The sequence below is a fragment of the Rhodococcus sp. IEGM 1241 genome (assembly GCF_033142365.1).
In the GTDB taxonomy this organism is placed as follows: domain Bacteria; phylum Actinomycetota; class Actinomycetes; order Mycobacteriales; family Mycobacteriaceae; genus Rhodococcus_F; species Rhodococcus_F erythropolis.
Genome location: NZ_JAWLSE010000002.1, coordinates 1,035,918 through 1,048,643 on the forward strand (window position 1 = coordinate 1,035,918; position 12,726 = coordinate 1,048,643).

13 protein-coding genes are annotated in these 12,726 nt (G+C 62.5%); 9 read left to right on the top strand and 4 right to left on the bottom strand.

What is annotated here, in order from left to right; genetic code table 11:
- Positions 1 to 44: 44 nt before the first annotated feature.
- The 4 genes from mdo to R4P70_RS14640 all read left to right on the top strand — a co-directional run bounded on the left by mdo (position 45) and on the right by R4P70_RS14640 (position 4,411).
- Positions 45 to 1,319, top strand: coding sequence for an NDMA-dependent methanol dehydrogenase (mdo, locus tag R4P70_RS14625; RefSeq protein WP_003942095.1), 1,275 nt, complete (start codon positions 45 to 47; stop codon positions 1,317 to 1,319).
- Positions 1,320 to 1,404: 85 nt separating this feature from the next.
- Complete coding sequence (locus R4P70_RS14630) at positions 1,405 to 2,487, top strand: MadB family AAA-type ATPase (protein WP_047268919.1); 1,083 nt, start codon at positions 1,405 to 1,407, stop codon at positions 2,485 to 2,487.
- Positions 2,484 to 4,007: a MadC family VWA domain-containing protein gene (gene madC, locus R4P70_RS14635; protein WP_050656403.1), complete on the top strand. Its 1,524-nt coding sequence runs from the start codon at positions 2,484 to 2,486 to the stop codon at positions 4,005 to 4,007. The genes R4P70_RS14630 and madC overlap by 4 nt, the downstream gene beginning before the upstream one ends.
- 56 nt (positions 4,008 to 4,063) lie before the next feature.
- On the top strand, positions 4,064 to 4,411 hold the full coding sequence (locus R4P70_RS14640) for a hypothetical protein (protein ID WP_047268921.1): 348 nt from the start codon (positions 4,064 to 4,066) through the stop codon (positions 4,409 to 4,411).
- On the opposite strand, the gene R4P70_RS14645 is transcribed toward R4P70_RS14640, so the two are convergent.
- Positions 4,400 to 4,819 carry an RNHCP domain-containing protein gene (locus tag R4P70_RS14645; protein WP_037129880.1) on the bottom strand — a complete coding sequence of 140 codons (420 nt, stop codon included), beginning with the start codon at positions 4,817 to 4,819 and terminating at the stop codon, positions 4,400 to 4,402. The two genes, R4P70_RS14640 and R4P70_RS14645, sit on opposite strands and share 12 nt — an antisense overlap.
- An 11-nt stretch (positions 4,820 to 4,830) precedes the next feature.
- A complete protein-coding gene (locus tag R4P70_RS14650; RefSeq protein ID WP_003941922.1) occupies positions 4,831 to 5,193 on the bottom strand; it encodes an RNHCP domain-containing protein in 363 nt (120 codons plus the stop codon).
- Positions 5,194 to 5,628: 435 nt separating this feature from the next.
- Between R4P70_RS14650 and R4P70_RS14655 the strand changes: the two genes are divergently transcribed.
- The 3 genes from R4P70_RS14655 to R4P70_RS14665 are packed head-to-tail and all read left to right on the top strand — an operon-like array spanning position 5,629 to position 8,931.
- Complete coding sequence (locus R4P70_RS14655; protein ID WP_003942060.1) at positions 5,629 to 6,834, top strand: iron-containing alcohol dehydrogenase; 1,206 nt, start codon at positions 5,629 to 5,631, stop codon at positions 6,832 to 6,834.
- A 43-nt stretch (positions 6,835 to 6,877) separates the two neighbouring features.
- A complete protein-coding gene (locus R4P70_RS14660; RefSeq protein ID WP_283569181.1) occupies positions 6,878 to 8,251 on the top strand; it encodes a MadS family sensor histidine kinase in 1,374 nt (457 codons plus the stop codon).
- Complete coding sequence (locus R4P70_RS14665; RefSeq protein ID WP_003942005.1) at positions 8,248 to 8,931, top strand: MadR family response regulator transcription factor; 684 nt, start codon at positions 8,248 to 8,250, stop codon at positions 8,929 to 8,931. Before R4P70_RS14660 ends, R4P70_RS14665 begins: the two co-directional genes overlap by 4 nt.
- Here the strand turns inward: R4P70_RS14665 and R4P70_RS14670 are convergent.
- Positions 8,928 to 9,467 (bottom strand): hypothetical protein, encoded by a 540-nt coding sequence (locus R4P70_RS14670; RefSeq protein WP_007728324.1) that lies wholly within the window; start codon positions 9,465 to 9,467, stop codon positions 8,928 to 8,930. The two genes, R4P70_RS14665 and R4P70_RS14670, sit on opposite strands and share 4 nt — an antisense overlap.
- 83 nt (positions 9,468 to 9,550) lie before the next feature.
- Positions 9,551 to 10,045: a GbsR/MarR family transcriptional regulator gene (locus R4P70_RS14675; protein WP_047268922.1), complete on the bottom strand. Its 495-nt coding sequence runs from the start codon at positions 10,043 to 10,045 to the stop codon at positions 9,551 to 9,553.
- A gap of 68 nt (positions 10,046 to 10,113) precedes the next feature.
- On the opposite strand from R4P70_RS14675, the gene R4P70_RS14680 reads away from it, so the two are divergent.
- Together R4P70_RS14680 and R4P70_RS14685 are read left to right on the top strand one after the other, a co-directional pair.
- Entirely contained in the window at positions 10,114 to 11,049 is a 936-nt protein-coding gene (locus R4P70_RS14680; RefSeq protein WP_003942009.1) for an ATP-binding cassette domain-containing protein, read from the top strand.
- Positions 11,046 to 12,716, top strand: a complete 1,671-nt coding sequence (locus R4P70_RS14685; RefSeq protein ID WP_076948840.1) for an ABC transporter permease — start codon at positions 11,046 to 11,048, stop codon at positions 12,714 to 12,716. Before R4P70_RS14680 ends, R4P70_RS14685 begins: the two co-directional genes overlap by 4 nt.
- Positions 12,717 to 12,726: the final 10 nt, after the last annotated feature.

The following is a 12,726-nucleotide window of genomic DNA, read 5'->3' on the forward strand; positions in this document are numbered from 1 at the left end:
TCCCTCCCGCAGTCACATTCGTGCACATCCCTGAGGAGATACCGATGGCTATCGAGCTCAACCAGATCTGGGACTTTCCCATCAAGGAGTTCCACCCCTTCCCTCGCGCCCTGATGGGTGTGGGCGCTCACGACATCATCGGGGTGGAGGCCAAGAACCTCGGCTTCAAGCGCACCCTTCTGATGACGACCGGTCTGCGCGGTTCGGGCATCATCGAGGAACTCGTCGGCAAGATCGAGTACCAGGGTGTCGAGGTCGTGCTCTACGACAAGGTCGAGTCGAATCCCAAGGACTACAACGTCATGGAGGCCGCGGCTCTCTACCAGAAGGAGAAGTGCGACTCGATCATCTCGATCGGCGGTGGTTCGAGCCACGACGCCGCCAAGGGCGCTCGCGTCGTGATCGCACACGACGGTCGCAACATCAACGAGTTCGAGGGCTTCGCCAAGTCCACCAACAAGGAGAACCCGCCCCATATCGCCGTATCCACCACGGCCGGAACGGGTTCCGAGACGTCGTGGGCGTACGTCATCACCGACACGTCGGACATGAACAACCCGCACAAGTGGGTGGGCTTCGACGAGGCGACCATCGTCACCCTGGCGATCGACGATCCGCTGCTCTACTACACCTGCCCTCAGCATTTCACCGCGTACTGCGGCTTCGACGTACTCGCGCACGGCAGTGAGCCTTTCGTGTCTCGTCTCGATTTCGCGCCTTCGCTCGGTAACGCGATCTACTCGGTCGAGTTGGTCGCGAAGAACCTGCGCGAGGCCGTCTTCGAGCCTCGCAACCTCAAGGCCCGCGAGGGAATGATGAACGCGCAGTACATTGCCGGGCAGGCCTTCAACTCCGGTGGCCTCGGCATCGTTCACTCGATCTCGCACGCGGTCAGTGCCTTCTTCGACAGCCACCACGGTCTGAACAACGCCATCGCGTTGCCGCGTGTGTGGGAGTACAACCTGCCTTCGCGCTACGAGCGCTACGCCCAGTTGGCCGGCGCACTCGGTGTCGACACTCGCAACCTCACCACGGTTCAGGCCGCAGATGCTGCCGTCGAGGCTGCCATCCGTCTGGCCAAGGACGTCGGTATCCCCGACAACTTCGGTCAGGTTCGCACCGACTCGTACGCGAAGAACCAGATGAACACCAAGAAGTACGAGGGCCGTGGTGATGTCATCAAGGGTGACGAGAAGACTGTGCGCGCCATCTCCGAGCACATTCAGGACGACTGGTGCACCCCGGGCAATCCCCGTGAGGTCACCGTGGAGTCGATGATCCCGGTTGTCGATCACGCGATCAACAAGTCGTACTTCTAGCAGGGCCTTCGGCCCCGTGCGCCTTTTTGGTAGCCCGCACTACCAAAAAGGCGCACAGGGGCTTGCCCCCCATGAAAGGTGTTCCATGTCCGGTCGCAGTTTCTCCAGCGGAATCGAAGTGAAAGATGCTCTGCGAGAGCAGGACTACATTGCCGATGACGAGTTCGCGGTAGTCGTTCATCTGGCGACGGCGCTGGGGCGCCCGCTCCTGCTCGAAGGTCCGGCCGGTGTCGGCAAGACGGAACTGGCGAAGTCTCTGGCTGCGATCGGGGGCCGCAAACTGGTGCGATTGCAGTGCTACGAAGGGCTGGACGACAATCGCGCCCTGTACGAATGGGACTACGCGAAGCAACTCCTGCACGTGCAGATGCTCCGCGACCGGATCAGCGATCAGGTTTCCGAATTCGACAGCGTCGCCGAAGCGTCCAAGTTTCTGGCCGATCAGGATTTCGGTTTGTACTCCGAGAACTTCCTGTCCGTACGACCGCTGCTCGAAGCAATCCTCTCACCCGATCCGGTAGTGCTTCTGGTCGACGAGGTAGATCGCACCGAGGAATCGATGGAAGCACTGCTCCTCGAGATTCTCGCCGAACAGCAGATCACCATTCCCGAGGTCGGTACGTTCGTTGCCCGCTCGCAGCCCTGGGTCATCCTGACGTCCAACGACACCCGCGAGCTCTCACCCGCGCTCAAGCGTCGTTGTCTGCATTACCATCTCGGCTATCCGACATCGGAGCGTGAACGCGAGATCGTCACGGCCCGAGCGCCTGAGGTGGATACGGCTACGGCCACCGAGGTTGTCGAATTGGCTCGCATCTTGCGTGATCTCCCGCTGCGCAAGAGCCCGTCCATCTCGGAGGTCATCGACGCGGCCAGAGCGGCAACAGTGCTCGCGGCCGGCGGATTCGACACCGCTTCCGACGCCAAGGTGCGCGACATCCTGCTCACGGCGTTGCTCAAGTACTCGTCCGATGTGACGCTGGCCAAGGAACGATTCGACGGAAAGCGTTTCGAATCATCGTCGCGTGACGGTGGCGAGCCGATCGAGCGGGCCACGGTGGCAAGCAAACCCGCCAACACGACGACGGCCGTGTTCCGGGGCACGGGTGGACGTGACCCTCATCAACAGGGAATCCGCGGCGGCAGCGGAATCCGTTCGACGCGATGACGACGCTCGGTGGCCTTGCCGTGTGGCAACCGTCGTTTGTTCTCGACGTGGTGTCCGCGAGTTTCGGCCGATTGCTGAGGGCGGCCGGAGTTTCCGCGTCACCGGCCGAGGTCATCGAGGTTCGGCGTGTTCTCGCGATGGTCGGCGCTTCGGATCGTGAGACGTTGCGAGCATGTCTTCGGGCAGTGTGCGCCAAGTACTCTCACGAGCAGGCCGGTTTCGATCGGGCGTTCGACGCGCTGTTCCGGCCAGCCGCAGGCAAAGCGCACGCCGAGCGGATGGCTTCGCGCGCCGAGGTGGCGGACGGTCTGCCCACCGCGCTGGGGATCGACGAGGATCAAGAAGTAGGCCGGTATGCCGAGTACAACGAGCGTGCAGCCGAGGTCGGCGACTACTTCGATACTCCGGAAGCGGAGAAGGGGTTCAACCCGCACAAGGACGACGACGATGTGTCGATGACGTCCAGCGATGCGGAACTGTCGGTGGATACCGGTTCGGAGACCGGTCGACGGGGAGTCAGCTACACGGTCGACGTGGACCGTGCCGCATCGGCAGTGGTCGGCGACTTGAGCACCAGTGTTGCTGCAGCAGTGGTCGGTTCGTTGTCCTGGGACGATCCGACGTCGATCCTCGCCTGGCTGGATGCATACGACCCGAGCAAAGCGTATGCGGACGTCTCCGACGACGGGCCGCTGACGCAGGCGCAACTGAACCGGCTCGTCGAGGCGGTCGAAGCGTTCGTGCAAGCACTCTCGGCCGCTGCACTCGCCGAAAGCGCTCCCGATGCGCCCGACAGCGAATCTGCTGCGGGCGCAACGCACAACGACATCGAACTCGCGTGCCACGAAGTGCTTCGGCGGATGAGAGGACCGTCCAGACCGCGGCCCCGAGAGCGCTCTCGTGGGCATCTCGACATGCGGCGCACGGTGCGTTCGAGCCTGCGCACCGACGGGATACCCTTCCATCTCGTCGTGAAAGCTCCTCGCCCCGATCGTGTTCGACTACTTCTCATCGCCGACGTGTCGCTGTCCGTGCGCCCCATCACCGCGTTCACTCTGCGCTTGGCTCAGGCAATGCATCGCCGAGCAGATCGTTGTGAAGTCCTCGCCTTCGTCGATCGTCCGGTCGACGTGACCGACACCCTTCTCGCCAGTAGTGGTGACGGCGCACTGGCCGCGGTACTCGCGCACCCGGGTCTGGATCTGGAAGCCAGCAGCGATTACGGGCGGGTGCTCACAGAATTGTTGGACGAGCACGGAAACACCTTGAACTCACGGACGTCTGTCATCATCGTGGGCGACGGTCGGTGCAACGGGTTGCCCCCGCAGGCGGACAAGCTCGAGGAACTCCGCCGAAAGGTCCACCGTCTGGCCTGGATTACGCCTGAACCACAGCGTTACTGGAACCAGGCATCGTGCGCGATGCCGGAGTATTCGGAGATCTGCGACGAGGTTGTTGTTGCCCGAGATGCCGCGCAACTGATGGCAAAGGCCGCCGAGCTGGGGCACGCACTTCGCTGATGTCAGTGCACTTCACCGATGTCACTGCGCGATCTGTCGTGAACTAGTTTGATCTCATGTCCGAAATCAGGGGATCGATCTGGCGACCGATCGCGGCGCTGACAGTGCTCGGCGCCGTGTGTGGGGTTGTGGCGCTCGGCGTGTTTCAGTGGTGGTGGAAGTCGTTGGCGTCACCGCACATTCTCACCGGAGGATCCTATCGGGAGCCGTTTTCCGAACCGACATACACCGGACCCGGATTCATGGACCTCTTTCCGGCAGAACCTGCCCCGTGGCTGTACTCGGGACTGGTCCTCGGACCGACGGCGGTGGGCTTGCTCGCCGGGATCGTGTTCGTGGTGTTCGTCCGGTGTAATCGTGCGCAGAACCGCACGATTGCACCGGACGAATCATCAGAGCGCTAGCAACGCGCGCGAGCGCAGGCGAGGGTCTGCCAACGGACGTAGCGCCAAGCGCAGCAGGACCAAGACGTTGTCGTCGCCGGCAATCCTGTTGACTTTCAACGTATTGCACTCGACACACTGGTGAACGAGCATCCATTCACCGTCTTGCCGGACCGACAGGCAGAGCGCCGCCATGGCACCTCGGCACTGTTGTGCTCGGTCGCCCGGAACGCGACCGTCCACGTGGCGGCTGGCCAGACAGTTCGGGCAGTGGTTCCGATGAGCGGTACCCGGCGCCGCAGTGGAGATGTCCAAACGGCATGTGAGACAACGGAAGCTCGATCCTTGTTCTCCGCCGATTCCGTGCAGTACGTGCTTGGCCCGTTGCGGTGCCCGCCGCGGGCGGGTGCTGGGATTCCTACGTGGCATCTGATTCCTCCTCACAAGTCGCCGAAGGCTTCGAGCGGGAAGGGCGGTTGCGCGAGCGGCCGCACTGCCATTCTCATCAACAACAACTGGTTGTCGTCTCGGCTGACGGGGTTGGAGGTGAGCTCGAGGCACTGTGCGCAGCGGTGGATGATCATCCAATCGCCACTGCGCAGTACTGCGATCGAAATGGGAGCCATCCGCATTCCGCAGTCCGACGGTCCACCTTCCACCTGGTCGAACAAGTGTCGGGAATGCAGGCAACTGGGGCAGTGGTTTCGGCGATCACCATCGGGGCCGTACGTCATGACTGTGAGTCCGCACTGAATGCACGAGAAGGTGTCGGTTTTCGAGATGGAATTGTGTGATTGAGGCACTGGAGAACTCCTAGCTGAGTGAACAAAGCAGTAGGAGCAGGCCGAGGGGGCCTCGCGGCTGTCAGTCCGACGTTTCGAGGATCAGCATGTGACCCTCGAGGTTGCCGGCAGTGCAGGGGCGGGAGGCGCGCTCGGCGCGGGCTGGGTCATAAACACCTTCTGAATCGGTTCTACGGGCCACTCTGGCCGCAAGCGAAAGTACAGCGGGACCTTCTCGCCGCGCCATTCATTTTCCCGAGACGCCTTACCTGCCCGAACGGGTAGGTAAGCGCCTCTCCTTCGGTGGGTGTGCCCCGACTGCTGTCCGCGTAGGCTCGGGGCCAGCGATTGTAAGGTGGATCACACCAGTTTGTGCACGTGGGAGTTGATGCGCTGAGAGCGACGGATGCGAAATCCCGACCGGAGATCTCAGAGCAGCGAGAGGAGAGTGGGGTCGTGTCCGTGGCATACCCGGATGCTGTGAACCACGGTGTTCATCGCCGCGGCACTGCTGCTCGACTGGTCAAATTTCACGCCCCCGAGATCGTCTTCGGTATCGGTTCCCTGGTCGAGGCAGCACACGCGACTCTGAGGTTCGGCGGGTTCCGACCATTCCTGGTCACCGATCCCGGTCTGATCGACGCGGGATGGGTCAGCGAACTCGAAGACCATCTCACGGAGCAGGGATTGACGGCGACGGTGTGGTCAGGGCTGACGCCCAATCCCAAGGACTTCGAGATCGCGGCCGGTTTCGAGGTGTACCAGGAAGGCGAGTGTGACGTCATCATCGCGCTCGGCGGCGGTTCGGTCATCGACGCGGCTAAAGGTGTAGCCGTCCTCGCTGCCAACGGTGGCAACATACTCGACTACGAGGGGGTAGATCAGGCGACCAAACCGATCCCGCCGTTGGTGATGGTTCCCACCACGTCCGGCACGGGCGCGGACGTGTCGCAGTTCTGCATCGTCACGGACACGACCCGCGGCACCAAGATCACCATCATCGGCCGGGCGCTGGTTCCAGATGTGACGGTCATCGATCCGCGGTTGCTCACGACGATGCCCGAGTGGCTCAATGCGGCAACAGGATTGGACGCACTGACGCACGGAATCGAAGCCTTCGTCTCACTGGCGCACAATCCGTTGACCGATCATCACGCGCTCCGCGCTGTCGGCCTCGTGACCGAGAATCTGGTGCACACGATCCAGGACCCGATGGAGATGGAAGCTCGATCGGTGATGGCGCAGGCGAGCCTCGAGGCCGGGTTGGCGTTCACCAACGCGATACTCGGAGCCGCGCACGCCATGAGCCATCAGGTGGGCGGCATGCTCGACCTTCCGCACGGCGTCATCAACGGAATTCTCTTGCCCCACGTCATCCGGTTCAATTCCACCACGGACGCCGCCCCCTTTGTCGCCATCGCTGCGGCACTGAGTCTTCCCGAGCAGCGCGGCACCCCGGAGGAAGCAGCGCTGGCGGTGGCCGACCGTGTCGAACGTCTCGCCCGGGAGGTCGGTGTGCCGAAGGGGCTGGGGGAGTTGGGTGTTCGCGAGGAAGACCTGAGTAGGCTCGCCAGCTTCGCGTTGCTCGACGCCTGCATGTCCACCAATCCCAGGGAAGCGACGCAGGAACAGATGGTGGCGTTGTTCCGAGGTGCCTTGTGAAGATGGACGCTGTGAAGAGGGCCGCTGTGAATTGGTGCAGGCGATGACCGCGGACCTGTCCCGGCTCACCGGATTACGATCGGGTAAGAGTTCGTTCTACCCGCAGTATCGCGGTGCGGCCGAGCGCCTCGAACGCGTCGTGCATGCCTTGGAGTTGATCTCGCGGGCTTTGGTGCGCACCGTCGAGGGGCCGGAAACCCTCGTCTGCGCGGTCGCGGAAGCTGCCCGTGCGCATCTGAGTGCCAACTGGATAGTCTTCGCCTTGGCTGACGGAACTTTGCCCGACGCCGGACCACGGCGACTGGTTCTCGGCCCGGACGCCACCCCTTTTCTGGTCGACAATGTGGAGGGGCCGCCACTTCCGGAGGATGTCGTCGAATGCCTCGACGACATCCGGTACGGAAGAATCGAATCCAGCTCGGTGATCGACGCGCACTACGCGTTTGTGCCGATCGTGCTCGGTGGCGGCGTGGTAGGTGCCTTTGCAGCCTGGACGCCGGCCAACCGAACCCTCGACACGACGGACGGAGCCGTGCTCAGCATTCTGGCCAGCCAGACTGCTGTGGCTCTGCAGAATTCGGCGCTCTATCAGCGCGGACAACTGCTGCTCGAGCGTGCCGAAGATGCGTATGCGGAGGCCAATCGTACTGCAGCCGACCTTGCGGTGCGCAACAGCGAATTGGAGTCCACCCAGCGTCAACTCGGAGTGGCGCACCGGCACCAAGTGGTCGACGACGAACGTCACCGGATCGCCCGCGAACTGCACGACAGTGTGACACAGGCGGTGTTGTCGGCCGGCATGCAGATCGAGGTCTGCCGGAGTGACATCCCGGAGGCTGAACGCAGTGAAAGACTGGACTTGGCAAAGGATTTGACCAGGAGGGCGGTCGAGCAGCTTCGTTCGGCGATCTACGCGCTCAATCATTCGTCGGACGCGGACCGGACGTCGTTGCCCGAGATGCTCGAGCAACTCGGCGTGGTTCACATGCCGGACGAGTTGGCGGTGAGCGTTCGCGTCGGCGGTACCCCGACCGAACTTCCGGGCGATGCCGAACACGCTCTTCTCCGGATCGCGGGGGAAGCTCTCTTCAATGCAGCGGTCCATGCTCACGCGAATCGGGCGGTGCTACGTCTGACCTATCGGGCGGACTCCGTGTTGCTGTCGGTCTCCGACGACGGTGACGGCGACCCTGCGCGAATGCGTCTGATCCTCAAACTCGCAGCCACCAACGACGTCGACGGCCGCCATCGCGGTCTCGCGAACATGCAGGCGCGAACACTCGAGTTGGGTGGTGCGCTCGAAGTACGGCGCGCGCGGATCGGTGGGATTCAGATTCTCGTGCGACTACCACTGCCGTTCGACTCGGGCATGGAAAACCTTTGCTCCACCACTGAAATCGAGAGCGAGGAATCATGACCACTGCGCGTCCCGTCATCACCCGCGGAGCATCGCCGGTTCAGGGATTGGTTCGAATCGTCCTGGTCGACGACCATGCAATTCTGCGGCAAGGGCTCCGCTCGGTTCTCGAGCGCGAAAGCGATCTCGAGATCGTGGGGGAGGCGTCGTCCCTCGCCGAGGCACTCGCCGTGGTCGACAAGGTCGGCCCGGACATCGTCCTGATGGATCTCAAACTCTCCGCCAGTTCCGACTACGAGGGACTGACCCTGTGTGGCCAGCTGTCCTCGGCGCATCCCGGCCTCGGACTGTTGGTTCTCACCACGTTTCTCGACGATCAACTGGTGGTGCGAGCGGTGCACGCGGGTGCTCGCGGCTATGTCGTCAAAGACGTCGACACCACCGAATTGGTGCGTGCGATCAGGGCGGTCTCGCGGGGTGAGAGTGCGTTCGATTCGCGCAGCGCGTCAGCTGTCGTGCGATCGCTCAACGGGCAGTCGTCGTCGAAAGAACGATTGACCGATCGCGAACTCGAAGTGCTCAGACTCCTCGCAAACGGCTTGTCCAACATCAAGATCGGTGAGAGATTGTTCATCTCACCGACCACCGTCAAGTTTCACGTCAGCAACATCATGCGCAAACTCGAGGTTAGCCGTCGAGCAGAGGCCGTCTACGCCGCGAGTAAGCAAGGTCTGATCTAGCTCTGCTCGGAGACCGTCCAGGCGCGCAGCGCTTGATGCTGTAGGAGGAGCACGCTCGAACGAGTTGTGCGCAGAGTCGACGCGGTCATCTCGGCAGTCAGACCCACTGCGATTCGTAGTACCAGAACCTCACGTTGGTCGTCGGTCAGGCGACGCGGGCGTTTGAATTGTCCGTCGATGTTGCGTGACTGGGGAATTGACGCAATTCGTCGAGAGGCCAACTCGTACGCGAAGGTCTCGATGCGTGTGTCGGCCGAGATCGTGTCGGACATTCGTGTGACGACGTCCAGGGTGCATTGGTGGGCGAGATCGTCGGCGAACGTCGCGACGGGCGTCCCGAGGAGTCTGGCGCGATAGTAGAGAACGACGCGAGGGTGCAACCGGGCCAGTAGTTTCGACAGTGCATGGTGATCACCGGCGAATGCCTCGGCGGCGGTGCGATTCAGGGAAATCGATCGTTCACAGGTTTCGGGTGAAGCGGTACGCGCGAAGGGTGGAGTCGGTGAAGTGTTCGCGCCCCTGATCGACAGCTTCATCAGCAACTCCTCGATTACACCGCACCTGACCATGCTGGAACGAGAATTGAGGTACCCCGCCGAAATTGCGGGTAAACCTGAAGTTACCTGCCAGGTGTCCGGTCTTTTCGCCGGGAGCGCCAGTCCGCGAGCATTCGCGGCATTTCCGCGGCCATGAAGTCGAAGAAGTCGCGCAGATCTGCCATTCGATCGCCGGCTGTTGTTCCTTCACCGAGGACTCGTATGCCCTCGTCCGCAACTGCCGAGACCTGGTAGAGCGAGGACTGTTTCGTGACAAACGCGTCGGCCCACATGTCGACGCTGACGCAGTAGTGCTGACGCCGCGATCCGGGGACGGCCACACGCTCGATCAATCCGACTTGCTGGAGGTATCTGACGGCTCCGGAAATGGCGGCGGGGCTCACTCCCAACCGAGATCCGAGATCTCCTGGCGTGGACGAGGGTGCCTCGCTGGTCATCAACGCGGCCCAGACGCGGGCGGGCATCGGCGGAAAACCCATGTTGCTCAGTACGAGTGAGAGTCGCTCGACATAGTGTCGGCTCTCGTCCGGTGCAACGGTGTGGCTGGTGTCGGTCATCGGAACCCTTCGATCTTTCCGTCTTTTCTATCTTCACACATTTGTGAAATCGGCGTACGGTCAAATTCATGGGTGCGGCAATTTCAGTGAAAAGCCTCGTCAAGACCTTCGGTACCACCCGCGCGCTGGACGGCCTCGACCTCGACGTCTCGACGGGTGAAGTGCACGGATTCCTGGGGCCGAACGGTTCCGGAAAGTCCACCACTATTCGGGTGCTCCTCGGCCTGCTCCGCTCGGACTCCGGAGACGCAACCGTTCTCGGCGGCGATCCGTGGCGAGACGCTGTCACTTTGCATCGACGTCTCGCCTATGTGCCTGGCGACGTGAATCTGTGGCCCAACCTCACCGGCGGTGAGGCTATCGATCTGTTGGCGGGCCTGCGCGGTGGCCTGGACCGAAAACGCCGCAGCGAGTTGCTCGATCGCTTCGAATTGGACCCGACCAAGAAGGCGCGCACGTACTCGAAAGGTAACCGGCAGAAGGTTGCACTCGTGGCCGCGTTCTCGTCCGACGTCGACCTTTACGTCCTCGACGAACCCACATCGGGGCTCGACCCGTTGATGGAGGCGGTATTCCAGGACTGCGTCGAGGAGGTGGCTCACGCCGGAAAGACGGTACTGCTGTCGAGCCATATCCTCGCCGAGGTCGAAGCGCTGTGCGATCGTGTGAGCATCATCCGCGACGGGCGGACGGTGGAAGAGGGAACACTGTCCGAACTCAGGCATCTCACGCGCACGTCCGTCGCGGCGGAGACGCAGCGTCCGATCGGTGGACTCGACGGACTCGGCGGTGTCCACGACGCGGTGATCGACGGTAACCACGTCACCTGCGAAGTCGACAGCGCGCAACTCGGACCACTCATGACGTACTTGGTCGGATTCGGAATCGTGGCGCTCACTTCCACTCCGCCGACTCTCGAAGAACTTTTCTTGCGGCATTACGGTGACGAACGGGCTAGGGAGACTTCGGTACACCTGCGAGCCGAGACCGGAGTACGGCCGTGACCGTTGTTGTCGAGGCCGCTCCACCGGTACCGGCCTCGGCAAGTCAATTCACCGGCACACGCCGACTGGTTCGGCTGGCTTTGCGGCGGGACCGAATTCAGCTCTCCGTGTGGGTTATCTCCATCGTCTTGTTCATGCTGCTGGTTGTCGCCAGTGTGACCGGGCTGTACTCGACACCCGAGGAATTACGAAACATCGCAGTCAGTTCCGCGGTATCGCCGGTCGCGCTGGCGACCAACGGGATCGTGTCCGGTGATTCGCAGGGCGCGATAGTCGCCAGTCAGTCGGTGCTCGTGTTCGCGTTGGTGGCCGCATTGATGAGCACCCTTGCGGTGGTTCGCCATACGCGACAGAACGAGGAGACCGGCCGAGCCGAGATGATCGGTGCAGCGGTGGTAGGTCGACGAGCGCTCCTGACCTCCGCACTGATCGTAACGGTCGGTGCGAACGTCGTTCTTGCACTGGGAATTGCACTGGGATCGATCGCCGTCGGTTTGCCTGTCGTCGGTTCGTTCGCGTTGGGCGCCTCGATAGGTGGGACCGGAATCGCGTTTGCCGGAGTGGCAGCCGTGACGGCGCAGATCACCGATGGTGCTCGTACGGCCAACGGCCTGGCGGGTGCCGCGATCGGCGTTGCCTTCATGCTGCGCGCGATCGGCGACGTGAACAGTACGGTCGTCGACGTCGGAACTCGCGTGGTCAGTGGCTGGTTGTCGTGGCTCTCGCCGATCGGATGGGCACAACAGATCCGGCCCTTCGACGACGACGCCTGGTGGATCCTGTTGTTGCTGATCGGATTTGCGGCTGTGCACGTGGTGGTGGCTTTTGTTCTCATCGGCCATCGCGATCAGGGAGCGGGACTCGTTCAGCCCCGACCCGGCCCGCCAGTCGCGGCATCGTGGCTACCGTCGGCCTGGGGCCTGGCGTGGCGCATGCAGCGAATGACGATGTTCTGGTGGATCTTTGCCGTTGTCATACTCGGGTTCGCGTACGGCGCTGTGGGCAACGAGATCGACGCGATGGTGGGATCGTCGCAGCAGACCGCGGAGATGTTCGAGAAACTTGGCGGCGGCGGATCGGATCTGGTGGATTCCTACTTGGCCACTGCTCTGGGGCTCACGTCGATAGTCATCGCGGCGTATTCGGTCCAGAGTCTTCTCCGGATGCGGGGCGAGGAAACATCGGGACGGCTCGAACCGTTGCTGGCAACGTCTTTGTCGCGGTGGAGGTGGATGCTTTCCCACCTGGGTGTGGTTGTGGGCGGCGTGATCCTCGCGCACGTCTTGATGGGTGCCTTCACCGGTTTTGCCTTCGGGCTCGTCACGGACGACATCGGCGGCAACACACTTCGTATGACTGGCGCCGCGTTGGCCTATCTGCCTGCGGTGCTCGTAGTCGTGGGGTTGGTGTCGTTGGCTTTCGGACTGTTTCCGACGTACGCGTCGGCGCTCTCCTGGGGAATCTTGGCGGCATGCATCGTGCTCGGGCAACTCGGCACGTTGCTGAAGCTTCCGCAGGTAGTGCTGGATCTGTCGCCCTACACTCACGTGCCGGGTGCCCCTGCCGAGCCGGTGACAGTTCTGCCACTGCTGGCAATGATCGTTGTGGCAGTGGTGCTTTCGACAGCATCGCTTGTTGCGTTCCGTCGTCGCGACCTCCAGGTGTAGGAGAGCTGAA